At 69.9% G+C, this 22,322-nt stretch carries 24 protein-coding genes; 2 read left to right on the top strand and 22 right to left on the bottom strand.

The features are described from left to right. The 6 genes from ACTIFV_RS09520 to rpsB form a co-directional block, all read right to left on the bottom strand. A complete protein-coding gene (locus tag ACTIFV_RS09520) occupies positions 1-564 on the bottom strand; it encodes a DivIVA domain-containing protein (protein WP_439592546.1) in 564 nt (187 codons plus the stop codon). Beyond that, positions 561-1,595, bottom strand: coding sequence for a phosphatidate cytidylyltransferase (locus ACTIFV_RS09515; RefSeq protein WP_439592545.1), 1,035 nt, complete (start codon positions 1,593-1,595; stop codon positions 561-563). The genes ACTIFV_RS09520 and ACTIFV_RS09515 overlap by 4 nt, the downstream gene beginning before the upstream one ends. Positions 1,596-1,603: 8 nt before the next feature. After that, the gene (frr, locus tag ACTIFV_RS09510) at positions 1,604-2,158 is read right to left on the bottom strand and encodes a ribosome recycling factor (protein ID WP_439592544.1); all 555 of its coding nucleotides are present in this window, start codon (positions 2,156-2,158) and stop codon (positions 1,604-1,606) included. 52 nt (positions 2,159-2,210) lie between these two features. Further along, positions 2,211-2,930, bottom strand: coding sequence for a UMP kinase (gene pyrH / locus ACTIFV_RS09505; RefSeq protein WP_439592543.1), 720 nt, complete (start codon positions 2,928-2,930; stop codon positions 2,211-2,213). A 110-nt stretch (positions 2,931-3,040) separates the two neighbouring features. Further along, on the bottom strand, positions 3,041-3,868 hold the full coding sequence (gene tsf / locus ACTIFV_RS09500; protein WP_439592542.1) for a translation elongation factor Ts: 828 nt from the start codon (positions 3,866-3,868) through the stop codon (positions 3,041-3,043). Positions 3,869-3,982: 114 nt separating this feature from the next. Further along, positions 3,983-4,966 carry a 30S ribosomal protein S2 gene (gene rpsB, locus ACTIFV_RS09495; RefSeq protein ID WP_439592541.1) on the bottom strand — a complete coding sequence of 328 codons (984 nt, stop codon included), beginning with the start codon at positions 4,964-4,966 and terminating at the stop codon, positions 3,983-3,985. A gap of 302 nt (positions 4,967-5,268) precedes the next feature. On the opposite strand from rpsB, the gene ACTIFV_RS09490 reads away from it, so the two are divergent. Then, a complete protein-coding gene (locus tag ACTIFV_RS09490) occupies positions 5,269-5,820 on the top strand; it encodes a murein hydrolase activator EnvC family protein (RefSeq protein ID WP_439592540.1) in 552 nt (183 codons plus the stop codon). A gap of 36 nt (positions 5,821-5,856) precedes the next feature. Here the strand turns inward: ACTIFV_RS09490 and ACTIFV_RS09485 are convergent, their stop codons facing one another. The 9 genes from ACTIFV_RS09485 to ACTIFV_RS09445 all read right to left on the bottom strand — a co-directional run bounded on the left by ACTIFV_RS09485 (position 5,857) and on the right by ACTIFV_RS09445 (position 12,980). After that, entirely contained in the window at positions 5,857-6,759 is a 903-nt protein-coding gene (locus ACTIFV_RS09485; RefSeq protein ID WP_439592539.1) for a tyrosine recombinase XerC, read from the bottom strand. Between the two features lie 100 nt (positions 6,760-6,859). Further along, the gene (dprA, locus tag ACTIFV_RS09480; protein WP_439592538.1) at positions 6,860-8,062 is read right to left on the bottom strand and encodes a DNA-processing protein DprA; all 1,203 of its coding nucleotides are present in this window, start codon (positions 8,060-8,062) and stop codon (positions 6,860-6,862) included. Then, positions 8,059-9,585: a YifB family Mg chelatase-like AAA ATPase gene (locus ACTIFV_RS09475; RefSeq protein WP_439592537.1), complete on the bottom strand. Its 1,527-nt coding sequence runs from the start codon at positions 9,583-9,585 to the stop codon at positions 8,059-8,061. Before ACTIFV_RS09475 ends, dprA begins: the two co-directional genes overlap by 4 nt. Further along, positions 9,582-9,950: a YraN family protein gene (locus tag ACTIFV_RS09470; RefSeq protein ID WP_439592536.1), complete on the bottom strand. Its 369-nt coding sequence runs from the start codon at positions 9,948-9,950 to the stop codon at positions 9,582-9,584. The genes ACTIFV_RS09475 and ACTIFV_RS09470 overlap by 4 nt, the downstream gene beginning before the upstream one ends. Before the next feature lie 98 nt (positions 9,951-10,048). Continuing rightward, positions 10,049-10,372 carry a DUF2469 family protein gene (locus ACTIFV_RS09465; protein WP_439592535.1) on the bottom strand — a complete coding sequence of 108 codons (324 nt, stop codon included), beginning with the start codon at positions 10,370-10,372 and terminating at the stop codon, positions 10,049-10,051. Positions 10,373-10,394: 22 nt separating this feature from the next. Further along, on the bottom strand, positions 10,395-11,054 hold the full coding sequence (locus ACTIFV_RS09460) for a ribonuclease HII (protein WP_439592534.1): 660 nt from the start codon (positions 11,052-11,054) through the stop codon (positions 10,395-10,397). After that, complete coding sequence (gene lepB, locus ACTIFV_RS09455; RefSeq protein ID WP_439592533.1) at positions 11,051-11,806, bottom strand: signal peptidase I; 756 nt, start codon at positions 11,804-11,806, stop codon at positions 11,051-11,053. The genes ACTIFV_RS09460 and lepB overlap by 4 nt, the downstream gene beginning before the upstream one ends. Before the next feature lie 163 nt (positions 11,807-11,969). Beyond that, positions 11,970-12,314: a 50S ribosomal protein L19 gene (gene rplS / locus ACTIFV_RS09450; RefSeq protein ID WP_439592532.1), complete on the bottom strand. Its 345-nt coding sequence runs from the start codon at positions 12,312-12,314 to the stop codon at positions 11,970-11,972. 171 nt (positions 12,315-12,485) lie between these two features. Next, complete coding sequence (locus ACTIFV_RS09445) at positions 12,486-12,980, bottom strand: MFS transporter permease (RefSeq protein WP_439592531.1); 495 nt, start codon at positions 12,978-12,980, stop codon at positions 12,486-12,488. 118 nt (positions 12,981-13,098) lie between these two features. On the opposite strand from ACTIFV_RS09445, the gene map reads away from it, so the two are divergent. After that, positions 13,099-13,881: a type I methionyl aminopeptidase gene (gene map / locus ACTIFV_RS09440; RefSeq protein WP_439592530.1), complete on the top strand. Its 783-nt coding sequence runs from the start codon at positions 13,099-13,101 to the stop codon at positions 13,879-13,881. Position 13,882: 1 nt separating this feature from the next. Here the strand turns inward: map and treZ are convergent, their stop codons facing one another. The 7 genes from treZ to rpsP form a co-directional block, all read right to left on the bottom strand. Beyond that, positions 13,883-15,607 (bottom strand): malto-oligosyltrehalose trehalohydrolase, encoded by a 1,725-nt coding sequence (treZ, locus tag ACTIFV_RS09435; RefSeq protein ID WP_439592529.1) that lies wholly within the window; start codon positions 15,605-15,607, stop codon positions 13,883-13,885. Beyond that, entirely contained in the window at positions 15,604-17,925 is a 2,322-nt protein-coding gene (gene treY / locus ACTIFV_RS09430) for a malto-oligosyltrehalose synthase (protein WP_439592528.1), read from the bottom strand. The genes treZ and treY overlap by 4 nt, the downstream gene beginning before the upstream one ends. Position 17,926: 1 nt before the next feature. Then, entirely contained in the window at positions 17,927-20,137 is a 2,211-nt protein-coding gene (gene glgX, locus ACTIFV_RS09425) for a glycogen debranching protein GlgX (protein ID WP_439592692.1), read from the bottom strand. A gap of 87 nt (positions 20,138-20,224) precedes the next feature. Next, positions 20,225-20,914 carry a tRNA (guanosine(37)-N1)-methyltransferase TrmD gene (gene trmD / locus ACTIFV_RS09420; protein ID WP_439592527.1) on the bottom strand — a complete coding sequence of 230 codons (690 nt, stop codon included), beginning with the start codon at positions 20,912-20,914 and terminating at the stop codon, positions 20,225-20,227. Between the two features lies 1 nt (position 20,915). Beyond that, a complete protein-coding gene (rimM, locus tag ACTIFV_RS09415; protein WP_439592526.1) occupies positions 20,916-21,512 on the bottom strand; it encodes a ribosome maturation factor RimM in 597 nt (198 codons plus the stop codon). Beyond that, complete coding sequence (locus ACTIFV_RS09410) at positions 21,512-21,742, bottom strand: RNA-binding protein (protein WP_248149121.1); 231 nt, start codon at positions 21,740-21,742, stop codon at positions 21,512-21,514. The genes rimM and ACTIFV_RS09410 overlap by 1 nt, the downstream gene beginning before the upstream one ends. Before the next feature lie 4 nt (positions 21,743-21,746). Further along, complete coding sequence (gene rpsP, locus ACTIFV_RS09405) at positions 21,747-22,175, bottom strand: 30S ribosomal protein S16 (RefSeq protein ID WP_439592525.1); 429 nt, start codon at positions 22,173-22,175, stop codon at positions 21,747-21,749. Positions 22,176-22,322 lie beyond the last annotated feature (147 nt).

Raw genomic sequence — 22,322 nt, 5'->3', positions numbered from 1 at the left:
TCACGCGACGGCGAGCATGACCTCGGTCACGGCGTCGAGCACGGCGTCGACCTGCGCTTCGCGGTAGCCTCCGCGCTGCATCCGGAACGCCACATTCCGGACCTGATCGACGGTCACCGGCTCGCCGGTCGCGAGGTAGCGCGTCAGCTTGTCGGCCACGAGATCCACCTCGTCGATCCGATAGCCGTAGCGCAGCGCACCGACCCGGGCGAAGCGCTGGCCCGAGGGACGCGCCAGCCGATCGAGCACGACCTGCGCGGTCTCACGGGCATCCCCCACCCACTCCCGTGCACCGCCCGGGCGTGCTACGGCGAGGTCGCGTTCGCGCGCGGCGAAGGCGTCCTCGATGCGCGTCAGGGCTGTATCGACCGACGCGATGACGTATCCGCGACGGACGAGCGGGAATGCGACCTGACGCACGTCGGCGGCCGTGACAGGTTCGCCGCCCCGCTCGAAGGCCTCGCGCGCCCGTTCCAGGAACGCGTCGACGGCACGAGGCTCGTATCCCTTCGTGCGGCCCCGCGTGAGCGGGAAGGCGGCGGGAGCGGGCTCGGTCGACGTCATGATGCCACCAGGGGGGTGAAGAGGTAGAACAGGGTGAGAGCTGCGACCGTCGACGGGAGGATCGAGTCGAGCCGATCGAGGACTCCCCCGTGCCCGGGCAGCCAGGAGCTCATGTCCTTGATGCCCAGGTCGCGCTTGATCATCGATTCTCCCAGGTCGCCGATGGTCGCCGTGACCAGAAGCACCAGGCCGAAGATCACGCCCATCCACCAGTCGATCCCGATCATGAAGAGCCCGACGAGGACGCCCGCAGCGGTCGTCGCGAGTGCCGCGCCCGCGAAGCCCTCCCATGTCTTCTTCGGGCTGATGCGCGGCGCCATCGGGTGTCGGCCGAAGCTCACCCCGGCGGCGTAGGCCCCGATATCGGCGGAGACCACGACGATGATGAAGCCGAGGACCCACCACTGACCGCCGTCCTCGCGCAGCAGCACGAGGGTGAGACTCGCGAAGAACGGCACGTACAGCTGCACGAAGCCGCCGATCAGCACATCCGAGAGCACATCGCCGTAGGTGCGTCCGTCGGCCGCCGCCATCTGCCCGACGAGGCGCCAGATCGCGACGAACGAGATCGCGACGAACGTGGCGACCCACAGCAGCCAGGGTTCGAGGAACCATCCCGACAGGATGAGCGCCGTTCCGGCGACCAGCTGCGGAATCAGATCGACCCGGCGACCGGCCGTCTGCAGCGCCCTCGTGAACTCGAAGAGTCCGAGCAGCATCGCCGCGAGGGCGAAGGCGACGAAGCCGACCTTGAAGAACACCAGCGAGAGGACGAGCAGTGCCCCGATGGCGACGCCGATCAGCGTCGCGACGATGAGGTCGCGCCCCGTGCGCTGTTTGATGCGCTCGTTCACCTCTTCGAAGTCGGCGCGCGCGTGCGCGACCTGGTTCTCGAACTCGGTGCGAGCGGCGCGCACGTGGGACTGGAAGGCCGCCCCCGCGTCGGGGGTCGCCTCAACCGGCTGCGCCGCCCCGCGGAGATCCTTTCGGCTCGGCGGCGGCGTCTCTGCCGGATCAGCGCCGGATGCCATCAGTTTCCTCAGACCTCGAGAAGCTCTGCCTCTTTGCGCTTGAGCGCCTCGTCGATCGCGTCGACGTGGGCGCGCGTGAGCGCATCGAGCTCCTTCTCGGCGCGGACGAGCTCGTCCTCGCCGAACTCGCTCTTGAGATCGTCGAGGTCGTCCTTGGACTTGCGACGGATGCCGCGGATGTGGACCTTGTGGTCCTCACCCTTCGAACGCACGAGCTTGACGTACTCCTTGCGGCGCTCCTCGGTCAGCTCGGGCATCGTGATGCGCACGATGTTGCCGTCGTTGGTGGGGTTGACACCGAGGTTCGGGATGTCGCGGATCGCCTGCTCGATCGACTTGAGCGCGGACTTGTCGTACGGCGTGACGATGAGAGTGCGCGCTTCGGGCGCGTTCACCGAAGCGAGCTGTGCGAGGGGTGTGGGGCTGCCGTAGTAGTCCACGAGCACCTTCTGGAAGAGCTGAGGGTTCGCGCGGCCCGTCCGCACGGTGGCGAAGTCCTCCTTCGCGCCCTCGACGGCGCGGTCCATGCGCGCTCCGGCATCTGCCAAGACGTCCGCGATCACTATGTCTCCTCCGGTGTTTCGTACGGGGTCGAGTCTACTGGGGCAGCGCGCCTCACGCGGTGACGAGTGTGCCGATCGACTCGCCCAGCAGCGCGCGCGTCACGTTGCCCGCCGGTTCCATCCCGAACACGCGCATGTCCATCCGATTGTCCATGCACAGGCTGAACGCGGTCGAGTCGACGACCTTGAGACCCCGCTGGAGCGCGTCGCGGTACGTGATGCGGTCGATCTTGGTGGCCGAGGCATCCACCTTCGGATCCGCCGTGTAGACGCCGTCGACGCCGTTCTTGGCGACGAGGACCTCCTGCGCATCGATCTCGAGGGCGCGCTGCGCGGCGACGGTGTCGGTCGAGAAGTAGGGCAGGCCGGCGCCCGCGCCGAAGATGACGACGCGGCCCTTCTCCATGTGCCGCTCCGCACGACGCGGGATGTACGGCTCGGCGACCTGGGTCATCGAGATGGCGGACTGCACGCGGGTCGCCGCACCCGCCTGCTCGAGGAAGTCCTGCAGCGCGAGCGCGTTCATGACGGTGCCGAGCATGCCCATGTAGTCGGCCCGACCGCGATCCATGCCTCGCTGGCTGAGTTCCGCGCCGCGGAAGAAGTTGCCGCCGCCGACCACGACGGCGATCTCGACGCGGTCGACGGCCGCTGCGATCTCCTGCGCGATGGCGCTGACGACGTCGGGGTTCACGCCGAGCTGTCCCCCTCCGAATGCTTCTCCGGAGAGCTTGAGGAGGACGCGGCGGCGTCCGGTGGCTTCATCGATCACGGGGGTGGTCCTCTCGTCGCGTGTACAAACTATCGGCCCGGGACGTCACCGGGCAGGTGGCGGGCACGGAAAAGGCCCGCATCGATCTCGATGCGGGCCGTTCCGACGTGCTACGCGCCGACCTTGAAGCGGGCGAAGCCCGTCAGGGTGAGACCTGCGTCCTTCGCGACCTGCGCGACGGAGAGCTTGTTGTCCTTGGCGTAGTCCTGATCGAGCAGCGAGACCTGCTTGAAGAAGGCGTTGACGCGACCTTCGACGATCTTCGGGAGTGCCGCCTCGGGCTTGCCCTCCTGGCGGGAGATCTCGGTGACGATCTCCCGCTCCTTGTCGACGTCGGCCGCGGGGACCTCATCGCGCGTCAGGTAGGACGGGTTGGCGAACGAGATGTGCTGCGCGAGGCTGCGAGCGGTCTCGGCGTCGTCGCCCGAGTAGGCCAGGACCACGCCGACCTGCGGCGGGAGGTCCTTGCTGGTCTTGTGCAGGTAGACCTCGAAGTGGTCGCCCGACAGCGTGCGCACGCGACGCAGTTCGACCTTCTCGCCGATGATGGCGGCCTCGTCGGCGATGAGCTGCTCGACGGTCTGACCACCCGCGTCGGCGGCCAGGGCGGCCTCGACCGAGTCGGCCGAGACGGCGGCCGCGGCATCCGCGACCTTGTCCGCCAGCGCGATGAAGCGGTCGTTCTTCGCGACGAAGTCCGTCTCGCACGCGAGCTCGATGAGCGTGACCTTCCCGCCCACCTCGCGAGCGGCGACGAGGCCCTCGCTCGTGGAACGGTCGGCACGCTTGGCGTTGCCCTTGGCGCCCTTGAGGCGCAGGATCTCGACGGCCTTCTCGACGTCGCCGTCGGCCTCTTCGAGAGCCTTCTTGGTGTCGACCATGCCGGTGCCGAGCTGGTCGCGCAGCGCCTTGATGTCAGCGATCGTGAAGTTTGCCATGGTGTGGCGGCTCCTTGATTGTGGTGAGTTCTCGTGGGATGCCTCGGCGGGACCCTCGTTGCCTCTCGAGGCGCAGTGGATCCCGCCGAGACGGAAGTGCGTTGCGGACGGAGGTTACTCCGCGGCTTCCTTGACGGCCTCGGCCTCGTCGGCCGCGACCTTCTCGGCGGCCTCGTCCTGGACCGGCGCCTCGGCGTCCTGGCTCGCGTCGTCGGCGGCCTCGGCCTCGGCGGCTGCAGGAGCGACCTCGCGGGCAGCGGCACCGGCGCGGTCGGCGTCGGACTCGGTGGCGATGGTCTCGACCTCGGCCACATCGGTGACGATCGCCTCGGCGGCGGGCGTCTCGAGGAGCTCGCGCTCCCACTCGGCGAGGGGCTCGGCGGCCTCGGCCGACTCGTCGGTCGGCTGGTGGCGCTGGATCAGACCCTCGGCCGCGGCGTCGGCGATGATGCGCGTGAGCAGGCCCACGGAGCGGATCGCGTCGTCGTTGCCCGGGATCGGGAACTGGAACTCGTCGGGATCGGCGTTCGTGTCGAGGATGCCGATCACGGGGATGCCGAGCTTGGTGGCTTCGTTGACCGCGAGGTGCTCGCGCTTGGCGTCGACGACCCAGATCGCCGAAGGCGTCTTGGTCAGGTTGCGGATGCCGCCGAGCGACTTGTGCAGCTTGTCGAGCTCGCGCTTCTTGAGCAGGAGCTCCTTCTTCGTGAAGCCGCTGTTGGCCGGGGTCTCGTAGTCGAGCTCCTCGAGCTCCTTCATGCGCGCGAGGCGCTTGGAGATCGTGGAGAAGTTCGTGAGGAGACCACCGAGCCAGCGCTGGTTGACGTAGGGCTGGCCGACGCGGGTCGCCTGCTCGGCGATGATCTCCTGCGCCTGCTTCTTGGTGCCGACGAAGAGCACCGTGCCACCACGGGCGACGGTCTCCTTGACGAACTCGTACGCCTTGTCGATGTACGTGAGCGACTGCTGGAGGTCGATGATGTGGATGCCGGAGCGCTCCGTGAGGATGAAGCGCTTGACCTTCGGGTTCCACCGGCGGGTCTGGTGTCCGAAGTGGACGCCGCTGTCGAGCAGCTGGCGAATGGTGACGACGGCCATGGCCGTTCTCCTGTTCTGGCGCTCTCGCGCCGTGCGGTTGTTTCGCGCCGGACCGAATCGGCCGGCGAGCCTGGTGCCCGGCCACACTCCCGCCCGCAAAAGCAGGACCGTTGGGAGGGTGTGCCGCGCGGCGGTGTTCCTGGGAACCCGCAGCGCTCTGGGCACGCGTAGTCACCCCGATGAAGGGATGCTCCACCAGTGTATCAGCCGCGCGCTCCTCCCCAGCCGCCGCGCGTGCCGCTTCATCCCCGCCATCCGACGCCACGCTCCCCCCGCTGGCCGCGCGCAGGCACGCTGGTCGCATGGGACCTTCCGCTCACCGACGCGCGACGCGAACCGCCGGGCTCGCCGTGGTCGGGCTGCTCCTCTGGTCCGCCGCCCCCGCGGTCGCCGATGCGCGCGCCGGTGCGCATCCGTCCGCCTCTGCGGAGGCGGTCGCCGATGCGTCGCTGCGCTGGGCCTGGCCTCTCGCCGGCTTCCGGCTCGACGCGCCGTACGTCGCCCCCGCACACGCCTACGCAGCCGGCCACCGCGGCATCGACCTCCGGCCGCTCGCGAGAGATGAGGTCCTGGCGCCGACGGATGGCATCGTCGCCTTCTCGGGCGAGGTCGCGGGGCGCGGCATCCTGACCATCGATCATGGCGGCGGCTTCGTCACGACGTTCGAGCCGATCGAGTCCGCTCTCCGTCCCGGCCAGGCCGTCACGCGCGGTGCGGAGGTCGGCGTCGTCAGCCTCGGCGGGCACGCCCCGACCGGTGCCCTGCACTTCGGCGTGCGACGAGACGGTGAGTACATCAACCCGCTTCTGCTGCTGGGCGGGGTGCCACGCGCCGTGCTGCTGCCCTGCTGCTGATCCGCACCTCCCGCCGCCGCCACGTCCGATGGCGGCTCACGCGCGCGGGTGGGCCAGGCGATAGGCCGCCGTGAGCCTCTCGCTCGAGACGTGCGTGTAGATCTGCGTCGTACCCAGGCTCGCGTGGCCGAGGATCTCCTGCACCGTGCGCAGGTCCGCGCCGCCGTCGAGGAGGTGGGTCGCGGCGGAATGGCGCAGTGCGTGCGGTCCGGCCGTGCCTCCCACGACCGGTCCGACGAAGCGCGAGACGACGTCGTACGCGGCGCGCGCGCCGAGCCGTGCGCCGCGCGCCCCCAGGAAGACGGAGCGGGGGGATGCCGTGCCGCCGCGCGCCGCGAGCGCGGGGCGCCCGCGGACCAGATACGCGTCGAGGGCGCGGTGCGCCGCCCCGCCGAAGGGCACGACCCGCTCCTTCGATCCCTTGCCCAGGACGCGCGCGGTGCGCCGAGACCGGTCGATGTCGTCGAGGTCGAGTCCGCAGAGCTCGGACACGCGCATTCCCGTGCCGTAGAGCATCTCGATCAGCGCGTGATCCCGCAGCGCGATCGGGTCGCCGTCGGCCGCGGCGGCTTCGAGTCGGTCGAGCGCGTCCGAGAGCCCGTCCGCCGTGGCGACCGTGGGAAGCGTCCGGCCTCGCTTGGGCGCCACGAGCCGCGCACTCGGGTCGCTCGGCAGCAGCCCGGCGTCCGTCGCCCATGCGAAGAAGCCGCGGGCGGCCGCCGTACGGCGTGCGATCGTGGAACGCGCATCGCCCCGCTTCGTCGCGCGCCACAGCCACTCCCGCAGGTACTCCACGTCGATCGCGGTGAGTTCGGCACCGTTCACGCTCGCCTCGAGGTCCGCGAGGTCGGAACGATAGGCCCGGACCGTCGCGGGAGAGAGCCGACGCACATCGGCGAGATGCCGTGCGTAGGCGTCCGCCGCGTTCGCGAGTTCCACGCTCCCAGCATGCCGCGCGACGGCGGTCGGGGCTCGGCGGCGCACCGCGTCCCCCTCTCGCCACAGCGCTGCGCGTCCTGGCGCACGGCTCCGATGTCACTCACCCGCGCGCCGCCGCCGTAGCCCGGCGCCACCCGCCGGTGCCGCGTTCGATCTCACCCCCGAGATGGAGCATTCCCAGCAGTGCCTCGACCTCGATGCGCGCCATCCCGCTGCGCCGCGCGATATCGCTCGCATCACGCCAGGACCGCGTGCTGAGAGCATCCCGCACGCGCATCGCCGCATCCGTGGCCAGGCGGCCGTCGGTGGGCGGCGGTGTCGCCGTCGGGCTCAATCCGAGCAGTTCGCGGACGTCGTCGGCGCTCGTGATGCAATGGGCGTGCCCCGCGCGCAGCAGCTGGTGAGCGCCGGCAGACGCGGGACTCGTCACCGGCCCGGGCACGGCACCGAGTCCGCGGCCCAGATCGAGGGCGTGGTGCGCGGTGTTCAGCGAGCCGCTGCGCCACCCCGCCTCGACGACGATCGTCGCGTCGGAAAGCGCGGCGATGAGTCGATTGCGCTGCAGGAACCTCCATTTCGTGGGCGTCGAACCGCACGGGACCTCGCTCACGACAGCGCCCGCCCGAGCGATGTCGTCGATGAGCCCCGTATGGCCCGTCGGGTACGCTCGCTCGACCCCGCCGGCCAGGAGTGCGACCGTGCGTCCCCCCACGCGGAGAGCGGCACGGTGCGCCGCGCCGTCGATGCCGTAAGCGGCGCCCGACACGACCGGGATGCCGCCTCCGCTGAGTTCGGCAGCCAGCTCCATCGCGATGTGATCGCCGTAGCCCGTCGAGGCACGCGCCCCGACGATCGCCACCGAAGGATGCGGCGATGGAAGCACCGACACGGCGCCTCTCACCCAGAGGGAGAGCGGTGCGTGACGGCCCAGGTCGTCGACCTGCGCCGGCCAGTGCACGTCGTCCGGGGTGAGCAGCCGAACACCGCGCACCCGCGCGATCGACAGCGAATCGCTGACCGCCGTCGCGTGCAGCCGCGGATGCCAGCGTCGGCGTGCCTGTTCGAGCTCGCGAGCCGTCACACCCTCGATCCGCAGCGTGGGGTCGGCGGCACGTGCAAGCGACTCGGTCGCACCGAGGGTGGCGACGAGCGTGCCGACGACGCCGTCGCCCGGCTCGCTCACGCCGCTCCAGATGGCGCGCGCGTAGCGGTCGATCGCGGCGGCGTCGTCAAGACCGCCGGTGTCGCTGACGCCCGCGAGCGCCCGCCGTGCCGTCGCGGCCGAGAGATCGAACGGTGTCATGTCGTGAGTCCCTTCTTGAGGTAGAGCGCGCGCCCGATGTCGTCGACCCCCAGCTGCGACCGGCCCGCCAGGTCGGCGAGCGACCAGGCCAGCCGCAGGACGCGGTCGTATCCGCGAAGCGTGAGCGCGCCCCGGTGGAGTGCTGCGTCGAGCGGACGGCGCACGGCGGGGCTGGGTGCGGTCGGGCCGTCCCGCAGCCATGTTCCGGGCACCTGGACGTTGAGCGCCCACGGCGTCTCGCGCAGGCGATGACCGGATCGCAGACGAGCCTCGTGCACACGGTCGCGCGCCGCGTCGGTCGTCAGCGCAGAGGTCTCGCGAGCCCGCGCCGCGACCGACACGCGCGCGAGGTGCAGTTCGATGTCGATGCGGTCCAGCAGCGGTCCCGAGAGCCGGCCGAGGTAGCGCCGGATCGCCATGGGCGTGCACGTGCACGCCGCACCCCGCACGCCGTAGTTGCCGCACGGGCACGGGTTCGTTGCGAGGACGAGCTGGAACCGCGCCGGGAAGGAGGCGGAGAAGCCGGCGCGATGGATCTCGATCGCGCCGCTCTCGAGCGGCTGACGGAGCGCGTCGAGCGCGCTGGCCTGGAACTCCCCCGCCTCATCCAGGAAGAGGACGCCTTCACTCGCACGAGCGATGGCTCCCGGGCGGACCAAGCGGGATCCCCCGCCGACGAGCGCCGCGACGCTCGTGCTGTGATGCGGGGCCTCGAACGGCGGCACGCGGGAGAGGGCCGTGACCGGGCGTCCCGCGAGTGAGCGCACCGACGCCGCGGCAAGCGCCGCGTCGTCATCGAGGTCGGGAAGGATGCCGGGCAGCCTCCGGGCGAGCATCGTCTTGCCCGCGCCGGGCGGTCCCGACATGAGCAGATGATGGCCACCCACCGCCGCGACGACGAGCGCGTCGACGGCTTCGGGCTGACCGACGACATCCGCCAGATCCAGGCGGGATTCCGCGACGCTGTCGGTGTCTGGCACTCCGACGGGTGCCTGATCGGGGACCTCGACCTTCGCGCCGTGGAGCGCGGCGACCGCGGCGAGGTTGATCGCGCCCACGACCTCGACGCCGTCGACGAGTCCGGCCTCGGCGAGATTGGCGGCGGGCACGACGACACGACGCACTCCCCCGCGTGCCGCCGCGAGGACGGCGGGAAGGATGCCCGGCACGGGCCGCAGGCGGCCGTCGAGCCCCAGTTCGCCGAGGTGCGCCGTGGATGCGACGGAGGCGGCATCCAACGTCGCCTCGGTCGCCAGCGCCGCGATCGCGATCGCGACGTCGAATCCGGACCCCTGCTTGGGGAGACTCGCGGGCGAGAGGTTCACCGTCAGGCGCCGGCGCGGCAGCGGCAGGCCGCTGTTGGCGCTCGCGTTGCGGACGCGCTGCACGGCCTCGCCGAGCGCTTTGTCCGCGAGGCCGATGATCTTGAACTCGGGGATCTGATTGGACAGGTCGGCCTCGACGTCGACCAGGTGCCCGTCGAGACCTGTCAGGGCCACCGCCCACGTGCGCGCGACGCTCATCGCAGTTCGAGGTCGGGGACGAAATCGAGGGCCGCGGTCGCCGGGTCGGGGCCGGTTAACCCGATCGCCGCGAATTGGAGCCGCCGGCCCTGGACGACATCGCGATGCTGGGCGATCCATGCCATGCCCAGCCGCCAGAGCCGGTTCTGCTTGACCGGGTCGATGGCCTCGAGCGGATGCCCGAAGCCGGCACTGCGGCGCGCCTTGACCTCGACGATCAGCAGGGTCGTCGGCGTCGTCGCGACGAGATCGAGCTCGCCGTCGCGACACCGCCAGTTTCTGTCGACGATCGTGCAGCCGATCGTCTCGAGGTACCGCGCCGCGCGGGCTTCACCAGCTCTGCCGAGGTCGTCTTTCGCTGCCATTCCCCCAGCGTGCGCGCGTCGAATGCCACGCGGCAGCGAGATCGGCGGAACCGTGGATCGAGGACTCTACGCCTCGGCTGTGGAGGAGTCGACGCGGCTCACGTGTCGAGCGAGAGCTCCTCGGGCAGGTGGAAGTCGCGCCGCGAGAGCTCCTCGACGTTGACGTCCTTGAACGTCAGCACGCGCACGCTCTTGACGAACCGGTCGGCGCGGTAGATGTCCCACACCCAGACGTCGGTCATCGAGATCTCGAAATAGAAGTCGTGCTCGGTGTCGCGCCGCACGACGTTGACCTCGTTGGCGAGGTAGAAGCGTCGTTCGGTCTCGATCACGTATTGGAACTGCGAAACGACATCGCGGTACTCCTTGTAGAGCGCCAGCTCGAGTTCGCGGTCGTAGTCCTCGAAGACGTCGTCATCCATGGTGCTTCTATCTTAGGGAGGCTCAGAAGAGCGTCGGGGCGTCGGCGATCGACCACGACGCACGATGCTGCGCCGACAGCCCGTGGGAGCGGATCGCGTCGCGGTGGTCGGGGCTGGCGTACCCCTTGTTGCGCGCCCACCCGTAGACCGGCTCGTCATCGTGCAGTCGCGTCATGAGCGCGTCGCGCGCGACCTTGGCGATGACGGATGCCGCGGCGGCGCTCGCACAATCGCGATCCGCCTTGATGACGGGCCGGACGAGGAGGCCGGTCGCCCCCGCGGGCGTGATGTAGTCGTAATTGCCGTCGAGGATCACGATCGCCTCCTCGGGCACGATCCCATGCGCGCGCAGATCGGCCAGAGCCCGGATCGTCGCGAGCCCGAGCGCACGCATGATGCCGATCTCATCGATCTCGGCCGAGCTCGACCACCCCACGGCGCTCGCCGACACCCACGAGGCGGCGCGGGCCGCGACATCCGCCCTGCGCAGCTCGGGCACGAGCTTCGAGTCGCGGAGCCCCTGCGGGATGCGCTTGCGCGAGCGCGGAGCGTCGATGACCGCGGCACCGACGGCGACCGGCCCCGCGAGCGCGCCGCGGCCGACCTCGTCGCACGCGATGACGATCGGATGCTCCTTGAGCAGCCGCCGCTCGAGAGTCAGACGAGGCTCGGCGACCGTCATGGAGCCGGCACCCCCGAGAAGACCTCGTGGTGGAAGTCCAGGAGGCCGAAGCGGTCGAACGGCCACGTGATGATGAACGCGCGCCCGACCACGTTGTCGATCGGCACGAAGCCCTTGCCGGGCTGATCCTGGTTGTAGCGGGAGTCCTTCGACTTGTTCCGGTTGTCGCCGAGCACCCACAGGCTCCCCTCGGGCACCGTGACATCGAAGGCATCGGCCGAGGCGGGGCTGCCGTCGGGCAGGTTCGTGTACGCGGTCTCGTCGATCGGCACGCCGTTGACGGTGATCTGGCCGATCGCGTTGCAGCACACGACGTGGTCGCCCGGAAGCCCGATGATGCGCTTGACGAGGTGATCGTCGCTGTCGGGCGCCGTCAGCCCGACGAGCGAGAGCACCCAGTCGATCGCCTCGAGAACGGGGGGCCGCGCCGGCTGCTGGCTCGGCGGCAGCCAGCCGCCCGGATCGCGGAAGACCACGATGTCGCCGCGCTCGTACTCGCCGAAACGCGGCGTGAGCTCGTCGACGAAGATGCGGTCGTCGATCATGAGGGTGTTCATCATCGAGCCGGACGGGATGTAGAACGACCGCACGACGAACGTCTTGACCAGGAACGAGACGAGCACCGCGACGAGGATGATGACGACGACATCGCGCAGGAACGTGACCCATCCCCGGCGGCGCGGCGCGTTGCGCTCAGCCTCGGATCGTCGCGTCGGGAGCGAAGCTTCGGGAGCCGTCTGCTCGGTCGTCATCTGGGTCCTTCGAGGTGCTCGCCGCGCGGCGGCGCAGTCGTGTTCCAAGGTTCGCACATCCGACGCGGCGCGGCGCGGCGGCGAGCGTGCATTCGCGGCGTGTTCCCGGCGGAGAACACGAAACCCCGGACCACGTGGGCCCGGGGTTTCGCAGGAGACGCGGTCAGTCGCGCTTCTCCTTGATCTTGGCCTTCTTGCCGCGCAGCTCGCGCAGGTAGTAGAGCTTGGCGCGACGCACGTCGCCGCGGGTCACGAGCTCGATGTGGTCGATGACCGGGCTGTGCACGGGGAAGGTGCGCTCGACGCCCACCTGGAAGCTGATCTTGCGGACCGTGAAGGTCTCGCGCACGCCGTCGCCCTGGCGGCCGATGACGACACCCTGGAAGACCTGGATGCGCGAGCGGTTGCCCTCGGTGATGTTGACGTGCACCTTGACGGTGTCGCCCGGGGCGAAGGTCGGGATGTCGGAGCGCAGCGATGCCGCGTCGACGGAGTCGAGGATCTGCATGATCGTTTCTCTCTGCGGCCGCCACAGGTCGACCGCGGGAAGGAATGGAAAGGATGTCGTGTACCCGATGCCGCCGGCGAAGGCCGGGCGACGGTTCCCCTGAGGCAGAACCTGGTCAGGGCACAAACATCCATTCTGCCATGGATGCCGCAACCGGCCAAAACGCGACGCTCAGGCGTCCGAGGGGCTGCGATTCTCCGACACGACGATGATCTCGGGGCGCTCGGCGGCCGGCTCGGAGGTCGCCATCGGGGGGATGTAGCCGATGCCCTCGTTCGTGCGGAGGAGGATGCTGGTGGGTCGCGCCTCGCGCCACAGCTGGGCGAGCTCACCCCAGAACAGACCGAGCCCGGCGAGCACGGCGACGACGAGGACGGGCGTCCACCACACGGGATCGAAGAAGCCCAGCGCGATGACGAGGGCGTGCCAGACGGTGAAGCCCAGCACATCCCACCACGACACGGCGCGCTGCGCGCGAACGGTCCCGCGCGCGCGGACGAGCAGCGTCAGGATGACCTGCCAGACGAAGACGCCGGGGATCGCGAAGAGCATCCACAGGAACGCCCAGCCACCGGCGCCGGTGACCGCCCAGCCGACGAACAGCCAGAGCGGCAGGACGAAGGCGGCCGGGATGAGCCACCCGAAGAATCCCCGACGAAGCCACATGCCTCAGATGGTACGCCGGTCGGAAGGATCGAGGACCCCCTCCGCGTGCGACGCGAGGCATCCTCCCAGCCAGACGTCGGGGCATCCGACAGAATGGAGGCGAAGAGAGGACGGCCCGATGATCGAGCTGCGCACACCCGCCGAGATCGAGGCGATGAGGCCCGCGGGCAGATTCGTCGCCGAGACGCTCGCGACCCTGCGCGACGAGACGAAGGTCGGCACCAATCTGCTCGCGATCGACCGTCGCGCGCACGACCTCATCCGTCGCGCGGGTGCCGAGTCCTGCTACATCGACTACCACCCGTCGTTCGGCGCGCGTCCGTTCGGCAAGGTCATCTGCACCTCGGTGAACGATGCGGTGCTGCACGGGCTCCCCTTCGACTACGACCTGCGCGACGGCGACCTCGTCTCGCTGGACTTCGCCGTCGCTGTCGACGGCTGGGTCGCCGACTCCGCCGTGTCCTTCGTTGTCGGCGCGCCCCGCGACGAGGACCTCGCGCTCATCTCGACGACGGAGCGGGCGCTGGATGCGGCGATCGCCGCGTCGGTCGTGGGCAACCGCATCGGCGACATCTCGCACGCGATCTCCGCGATAGCCCACGCGGACGGCTACGAGATCAACACCGACTTCGGCGGCCACGGCGTCGGCCGCATCATGCACGGCGACCCGCACGTGCCCAACGACGGCAAGTCCGGGCGCGGGTATCCCCTGCGGGCCGGGCTCGTGCTCGCGCTCGAGCCGTGGTTCCTGCAGTCCACCGACGAGCTGATCACCGATCCCGACGGCTGGACGCTGCGCTCGGCCGACGGCTCGCGCGGCGCGCATTCGGAGCACACCATCGCGATCACCGAGGACGGCCCGATCGTGCTCACCGACCGATCGCACCTCGGCGTCGCCTGAGTCAGCCGAGCACGACCGCCGCCCGCTCGGGGACCTCGAGCGTTCCCCCGCGCGGTCCGCGCACGAGCGTGGTCCGGTGATGCGTGTCGAGCAGCACATCGAGGTCCGCATCGGTCTCGACGCGTGCCGGGCTCTGCGCGAAGTTCGCGATGATCTCGAGCCCGCCCCGACGCAGGCGGAACACGCCCCGCGCGTCGGCTGAGGCATCCAGTGACGCGAAGGACGGATCCGTGAGGGCGGGGATGCGCGCGCGCAGCGCGATCAGCGAGCGGTAGAGCGCGTGGATGCGGGCGTGCCTGCCGCCCTGGCGCTCCTCCCAATCGAGCTTCGAGCGCAGGAACGTCTCGGGATCCTGCGGATCGGGGACGACGGAGCGGTCCCACCCCATCGCGGCGAACTCCGCGATGCGCCCCTCGGCCGTCGCACGCCCGAGCTCCGGCTCGGGATGCGACGTGAAGAACTGCCACGGCGTCGAGGCGGCCCACTCCTCGCCCATGAACAGCATCGGCGTGAACGGCGTCAGGACCGTCAGGACGGCTGCGATCGCCAGTCCGCCCTCGTCGAGCGACTGCGAGAGGCGATCGCCCGCCGCGCGATTGCCGATCTGGTCGTGATCCTGCCCGAACGTCACGAGGCGCGAGGTCGGGATGCGGGGATCGATCGGGTGTCCGTGTTCGCGCCCGCGGAACGACGACCACGTGCCGTCGTGGAAGAACCCTCGCGTCGCGACTTTGGCGAGCGCCGACAGCGGGGCGAAATCGGCGTAGTAGCCCGTCGTCTCGGCCGTCAGCGCCACGTGGAGGGCGTGGTGGTAGTCGTCGTCCCACTGGGCCGTCAGACCGTAGCCGCTCGCCTCGCGAGCCGTGACCAGCCGTGCATCGTTGAGATCCGATTCGGCGATGAGGGTGAGGGGGCGCCCGAGGTGCGCGCTCAGGGCGTCCACTTCCTCGGCGATCTCCTGGAGGATGTGCTTCTCGGAGGAATCCTTGAGCGCGTGGACGGCGTCGAGCCGCAGGCCGTCGACATGATGGTCGCGCAGCCACATGAGCGCGTTGTCGACGATGTATCGGCGCACCTCCGGTTCGTCGAGGTCGATCGAGGAGCCCCACGTGTTGCGCTCGGCATCGCGCAGGTACGGCCCGAACTCGGGAAGGTAGTTGCCGCTCGGGCCGAGATGGTTGTGCACGACGTCCTGGATGACGGCGAGCCCGCGGGCGTGGCACGCATCGACGAACCGCTGATACGCGGCGGGCCCTCCGTAGACCTCGTGGACGGCATACCAGAGCACGCCGTCATAGCCCCAGTTGTGCACCCCGTTGAAGGCGTTGACGGGGAGGACCTCGACGAACGTCACGCCGAGGTCGACCAGGTGATCGAGTCTGCCGATCGCCGCGTCCAGCGTGCCCTCGGTCGTGAACGTTCCGATGTGGAGCTCGTAGATCACACCACCGGCGAGCGGGCGCCCCGTCCACGATGCGTCGCGCCATTCGTGGGCGCCGGGATCGAAGACCGCCGACAGGTCGTGCACGCCCCGTGGCTGCCGACGCGAGCGCGGATCGGGCCGCGCGGTGTCCGCGTCATCCAGCACGAAGCCGTACTCGTCGCCGTCGTCGAGCGCGACGTCGACGCGCCACCAGCCGCCGTCGTGAAGCGAGAGGTCGACATCTTCCAGCGCGGGACGGCGCAGCCGCACTCGATCGACTCGGGGGGCCCACACCTCGATCATGACGGGTCCCCTTCCGGCGCGAGCAGGGCGACGGGGTAGGTCGACAGCAGCTCGGCGAGGGCGATCGCACCGCCGTCGTAGCGCCGGCCCGTGAAGACATCCCGGAGCGAGCCGGACGCGACGAGCACCGCGGCATCCGCCCACCCTCCGCGCCGTGCGAGACCGGTCGGCAGCCGCGTGGCCACCGTGACCGCGCCGCCGGTGTCGTAGGCGATCGCGTGCGGTGCCGCCTCGCCGACGACGGTGAGCGGCCGGTAGCGCGTGTACAGCTCGGGTCGGTCGCGTCGCAGGCGCAGCGCGCGCGAGGTGATGAGCAGCTTGGCGGCCCCCGAATCGTCGACGAGCGGGACCGCTCCTGCGTCGAGCTCCGCGAGCATGCGCCGACGGAGGGCGAAGTCGACCGGGCGGCGGTTGTCGGGATCGACGAGCGACTGCTCCCACAGCTCCGAGCCCTGATACACGTCGGGGACTCCGGGACCGGTGAGCTGCAGCGTCTTGGCCGCGAGTGCGTTCGACCAGCCGGCCGGAGAGATCTCGGTCACGAACCGCTCGACGGTGCCGCGCGCCGCACCGAAGGCCGAGTCCACGAGCGCGTGCATGCGCTCCTCGAACGCGGCGTCGGGATGCCACCATCCGGTCGCCTCGGCGGCCTCCCGCGCCGCCTTCTCGGCGTAGGCGTGCAGCCGTTGCGCCGACGCGGGCCACGATCCGACGATCGCCTGCCACAGCAGGTCGTCGAACGGCCCGTGTCCGGTGGAGCCGACCGCCCGCAGCTCGGCGAGCGTCCGGGCCCAGGCATCCGGGATCTCCGACAGCACCGCGAGGCGCGCGCGCACATCCTCCCCCCGCTTCGTGTCGTGCGTCGAGAGGGCGGTCATGGCGTGGGGCCACGTGGCCAGGCGCGACTGCCGCGCGCGATGGAACTCCGCGACCGACAGCGAGAAGACGCTCGGGTCGCCCCCGACCTCGGTCAGCGTGCCGAGCCTGTTGTAGCGGTAGAACGCGGTGTCCTCGACGCCCTTGGCCATGACCGGACCCGTCGTCTGCTGGAAGCGCCGCGCGACGGGATTCGAGGGATCCGAGAGCACCGGTACGAGCGCGCCGATCGCTTCCGCGAGATCGGGACGCCGGACGGATGCCTCGGCGGCAGCGGTGCGCAGATGCTCGATCCCCGCAGGGAGATACGACCGATAGACCGGGAAGCACGCCAACAGCTCCGCCAGGGCGTCCTCGGCGTGCGGGATCGAGGTGGGCAGTTCGCGCGCGAGGCGGCAGATCTCCGCGACCTGGATCGTGTCGGCGATCATGCGCTTGGTCGTGTGGATGAGGTCGTGCCAGTCCTCCGGTCGCCCCCGGAGCCGCGTCGCGAGCTCGTCGAGCGCCGTCTCGCCGCCGGGGTCCACGAGCACGCGGTCGATCTCGCCGAGTGCGTCGTAGCCCGTCGTGCCGGCCGTGCGCCAGTCGCCCGGGAGATCCTCGCCGTGCTCGAGGATCTTCTCGACGAGGACGTACGCGTCGCCCGTCGCCTCCGCGAGCCGGCTCAGGTATCCGCCCGGATCGACGAGGCCGTCCGGGTGATCCACGCGCAGACCGTCGACCAGCCCGTCATCGGTCCACCGCAGGATCTCGGCGTGCGACTCGGCGAAGACCTGCGGGTCCTCCACCCGCAGGCCCGCGAGCGTGGTGACGGCGAAGAACCGGCGGTAGTTGAGTTCGCCCGCCTCGTCGCGCCAGAATCGCAGCTCGTAGTTCTGCGCATCGACCACCGCGCGCGTGTCGTCCGCTCCCGCCGTGCCGGACGCGAGCGGCAGCACGTGGTCGAAGTAGCGCAGTGTGCCGTACGGCGCGTCCGGTGCGGCATCGGTCACGATCTCGATGTCATCGCTCACGTCGTCCAGCGGTGCGGCGAGGATCGGCAGCCGCACCTTTCCGTCGCCCGCCGCCCAGTCGATGTCGAACGCGACCGCGTATCGCGAATCCCGACCGCGCATGAGCACATCCCACCACCACGGGTTCTCGCGCGGCGCACCCACGCCCATGTGATTGGGCACGATGTCGACCAGGATGCCGAGGCCCTCATTCCGCGCCGCGTCGACGAATCGGGCGAAGCCCTCCGCGCCACCGCGAGCGGGATCGATGCGCGAGGGGTCCACGACGTCGTAGCCGTGATCCGACCCCTCGCTCGCCGTGAGGATCGGCGACAGGTACACCCACGACACCCCGAGATTCCGGAGGTAGTCGGTCACCGCGGCCGCGGCATCCAGATCGAAGTCCCGGCGAATCTGGAGCCGGTAGGTCGAGATCGGATGCCGGGTCATGTCACAGCTCCGACTTCGGCGCCTGCGCCGGCAGATCGTCGGGATGCAGGGGGTTCGCCTGCGCCGTGAGAGATGCGGCGACCGAGTGGTCGACCTCGGGCTCGGGGAGATAGTGCTCGCGCAGCACCATGAGCGATTTCCCCTCCAGAGGCACGACCTCGCCGGGCTCGATCGGTTCGGTGTTGGCGCGCGAACCGGCCGTGTCGATCAGTACGTCCCACTCCGGGCTGAAGCGCGGCGACGGCAGCTGGAAGTCCGTGGTCTCGTCGCCCGCGTTGAACAGGACGATGAAGTGGGTGTCGGCGATCTCCGTGCCGCGACGGTCGCGCTCGCGGATGCCGCCGCCGTTGAGGAACACGCCGATCGCGCGACCGAACCCGGAATCCCAGTCCTCGGGCTGCATGACCGAGCCGTCGGGTCGCAGCCACACGATGTCGGGGATCGGCGAGCCCTCCTCCATCTTCACGGGGCGCCCGTCGAAGAAGCGGCTGCGTCGGAACGTCGGATGCTCGCGCCGCAGGCGCGCGAGCGCGGCCGTGAACTCGACGAGGGGCTGATCGACATCGGACCAATCGATCCAGGTGATCTCGTTGTCCTGCGCGTAGCCGTTGTTGTTGCCGCCCTGCGTACGGCCCAGCTCGTCGCCGTGGAGCAGCATCGGCACGCCCTGGGACAGCAGGAGGGTCGCGATGAAGTTGCGCTGCTGCCGGGCACGCAGCGCATTGATCTCGGGGTCGTCGGTCGGCCCCTCGACGCCGAAGTTGGACGAACGGTTGAACGACTCTCCGTCGTTGTTGTCCTCGCCGTTGGCCTCGTTGTGCTTGTCGTTGTACGAGACGAGGTCGCGCAGGGTGAAGCCGTCGTGCGCGGTGACGAAGTTGATGGATGCCACGGGCCGCCGCCCGGAGTGCTCGTACAGATCGGCGGAACCGGTCAGGCGCGACGCGAACTCGCCGAGCGCCTGCGGCTCGCCGCGCCAGAAGTCGCGCACGGTGTCGCGGTACTTGCCGTTCCATTCGGTCCACTGCGGGGGGAAGTTGCCGACCTGGTACCCGCCGGGCCCGACATCCCACGGCTCGGCGATGAGCTTCACCTGCGAGACCACGGGATCCTGCTGCACGAGCTCGAAGAAGGTGGCGAGCCGATCGACCTCGTAGAACTCCCGCGCGAGCGTCGATGCCAGGTCGAACCGGAACCCGTCGACGTGCATCTCGAGCACCCAGTAGCGCAGCGAGTCCATGATGAGCTGCAGGGTGTGCGGGTGCCGGACGTTGAGGCTGTTGCCCGTGCCCGTGTAGTCGGTGTAGTACCTCTTGTCGTCGTCCTCGAGGTGGTAGTAGGCGGCGTTGTCGATGCCGCGCATCGAGAGCGTCGGGCCCATGTGATTGCCCTCGGCGGTGTGGTTGTAGACGACGTCGAGGATGACCTCGATGCCCGCCGCGTGGAGCGCGCGGACCATACCCTTGAACTCCTGCACCTGCTGCCCGCGATCGCCGGTCGAGGAGTAGGTGTTCTGGGGCGCGAAGAACGCGATCGTGTTGTAGCCCCAGTAGTTCGAGAGCCCCTTGTCCTGGAGCGTCGAGTCGTCGACGAACTGGTGCACCGGCATGAGCTCGATCGCCGTGATGCCGAGCTTGACGAGGTGGTCGATCACAGCCGGGTGCGCGACGCCGCTGTACGTGCCGCGCAGCTCCTCGGGGACGTCGGGATGCAGTTCCGTCAGCCCCTTCACATGCGCCTCGTAGATGAACGATTCCGCGTAGGGAGTCTTCGGCTGCCGATCGCCGGTCCAGTCGAAGAACGGACTGATGACGATGCCCTTCATCATCGCGGCCGCGGAGTCGTCGTCGTTGCGCGAGTCGGGGTCGCCGAAGTCGTAGCCGAACACCGACTGACCCCACTGCACCTGACCTTCGACCGCCTTCGCGTACGGATCGAGCAGCAGCTTGTTGGGGTTGAAGCGCAGGCCGCGCGACGGATCGTTCTCCCCGTGCACGCGATAGCCGTAGCGCTGACCCGGTCCGACATGCGGCAGGTAGGCGTGCCAGACGAAGGCATCCACGTCGACGAGCTCGACGCGCGTCTCATGCCCCCGCTCGCCGAAGAGACAGAGCTCCACCTTCGTCGCACCTTCGCTGAAGAGCGCGAAGTTCGTGCCGTTCCCGTCGAACGTCGCCCCCAGCGGGTAGGTCGATCCCGGCCATGCCTCCACGGCGTCCCCCATTTCCGGCGGTTCATCGTCCGCCGTACTCAGGCTAGTCAGCCGTGTGGCCGCGGGAGGCGGCTGGACTCCGCGGGTTCAGTCGGGTAAGAGGTCGGGCCGGCGTTCACGTGTGCGCTCGACCTGCTGATCGCGGCGCCAGCGTGCCACCTTGCCGTGGTCGCCGCCGCGCAGGATCTCGGGCACGTCGTAGCCCCGCCACGACGCGGGCTTCGTGTAGGACGGATACTCCAGCAAGCCGTCCTCGTGAGACTCCTCGACGAGGCTCTCGGGGTTGCCGACGACCCCGGGCACGAGGCGCCCGATCGCCTCGATCATCGCCATCGCGGCGACTTCGCCGCCGTTGAGCACGTAGTCGCCGAGGCTGACGAGGCGCACCTCCCCGAGCGTCGCGGCGTAGGCGAACACGCGCTCATCGATGCCCTCGTAGCGGCCGCAGCCGAAGACGAGGTGCGGCGCCCCCGACAGCTCGCGCGCGGTCGCCTGCGTGAAGCGCTCCCCCGCCGGCGACGGGAAGACGAAGACGGGGCGGGATGCGGCATCCATCGCCACGGCATCGAGCGCCTCGCCCCACGGCTCGGGCTTCATGACCATGCCGGCGCCGCCGCCGTACGGGGTGTCGTCGACCGTGCGATGGCGGTCGTGGGTGTGATCGCGCAGGTCGTGGACGCGGATGTCGAGGATGCCCTTGCCGCGGGCCCTGCCCAGCAGCGAGACCTCGAGCACGTCGAAGAACTCGGGGAAGATCGAGACGACGTCGATGCGCACGTCAGTCCTCTACGGGCTCTTCCTCGACGGGCGCCTCTTCGGCCTCGGCGTCGGGGACCTCTTCGAACAGGCCCGGCGGGGGCGTCACGATGACACGGCCGGCGACGACGTCCACCTCGGGGACGATCGCCTTCACGAACGGCACGAGCACTTCGCCGCCCGCGGTCTTGACGATGAGGAGGTCCTGCGCGGGGAGATGGTCGACGCGGATGACGCGGCCCACGGTCGCGCCGTCGCGCACGACGTCGAGGCCGACGAGCTGGTGGTCGTACCAGGCGTCCTCCTCGGCGGGCGCGTCCGTGGAGTCCTGGTCGATCCAGAGGATCGCGCGGATGAGCTCTTCGGCCGTGTCACGGTCGTCGACGCCCTCGAAGAATGCGACGGCGTGGCTGTTCATCCAGCGGAACTCGCGCACCGTCAGCGGCTTGCCGTGCCACGGGGAGGATTCGGGAACCTGCAGCGTGAAGGTCGTGCCCGGTGCGAAGCGACCCTCGGGGTCGTCGGTGTAGAGCTCGAGCTTGAACGCGCCCTTGAGTCCGTGCGCCTTGACGAGGCGACCGACACGGAGCTGCGTGCGGTCTGCGGGTGCGGCGGCCATCAGTCGTCGGCGACGTCGACGCGCACGCGGCGGCCGTCGGCGAGAGCGGAGATGAGCGTGCGCAGCGCCTTGGCCGTGCGGCCGCCGCGCCCGATCACGCGTCCACGGTCGTCCGGGTGCACACGCACCTCGAGGACGTCGCCGCGAGGAGACGTGGACGAGTGGATGCGGACGTCGTCCGGGTGATCGACGATCCCCTTGACGACGTGCTCGAGCGCGGCGGCGAGCAAGGTCTTACTCGGCCGGTGCGGCGTCGGCCTCAGCGGCCTCCGCCTCGACAGGAGCCTCGGCGACGGGCTCTTCGGCCTTCTTCTCGGCCTTGGGCTTGACGACCGACTTCTTCGACGAGTCGACCTCGAAGGCCTCCTTCGTCGCGGCCGTCTGCACGGTCGAGACGGCGTCGGCGTCGCCCTGGAACTTGCCCCAGTCGCCGGTCAGCTTGAGAAGCACGAGGACCTGCTCGGTCGGCTGCGCGCCGACGCCGAGCCAGTACTGCGCACGCTCGGAGTCGACCTCGATGAACGAGGGCTGCTCGGTGGGGTGGTACTTGCCGATCTCTTCGATGACACGACCATCGCGCTTGGTGCGCGAGTCGGCGACGACGATGCGGTAGTACGGCGCGCGGATCTTGCCCATGCGCTTGAGACGGATCTTGACAGCCACGATTCTCCTGAATGTGTGGGAGTGGACGAACTGGTCGCCTGGAGAGTGGGGTGCACACCCGGCGGAAGCTCTGAAGGGGGACGCTCGCACTGGATAGAGGGTCGAGTACGTCGTCCGACCCTCTATTCTGCCAGATGACACGGCACG

The sequence above is a fragment of the Microbacterium sp. genome (genome assembly GCF_051860965.1).
GTDB lineage: Bacteria > Actinomycetota > Actinomycetes > Actinomycetales > Microbacteriaceae > Microbacterium.
Note: the sequence above shows the minus strand (reverse complement) of the source record. Positions and strands in the feature narration are given on the sequence as shown.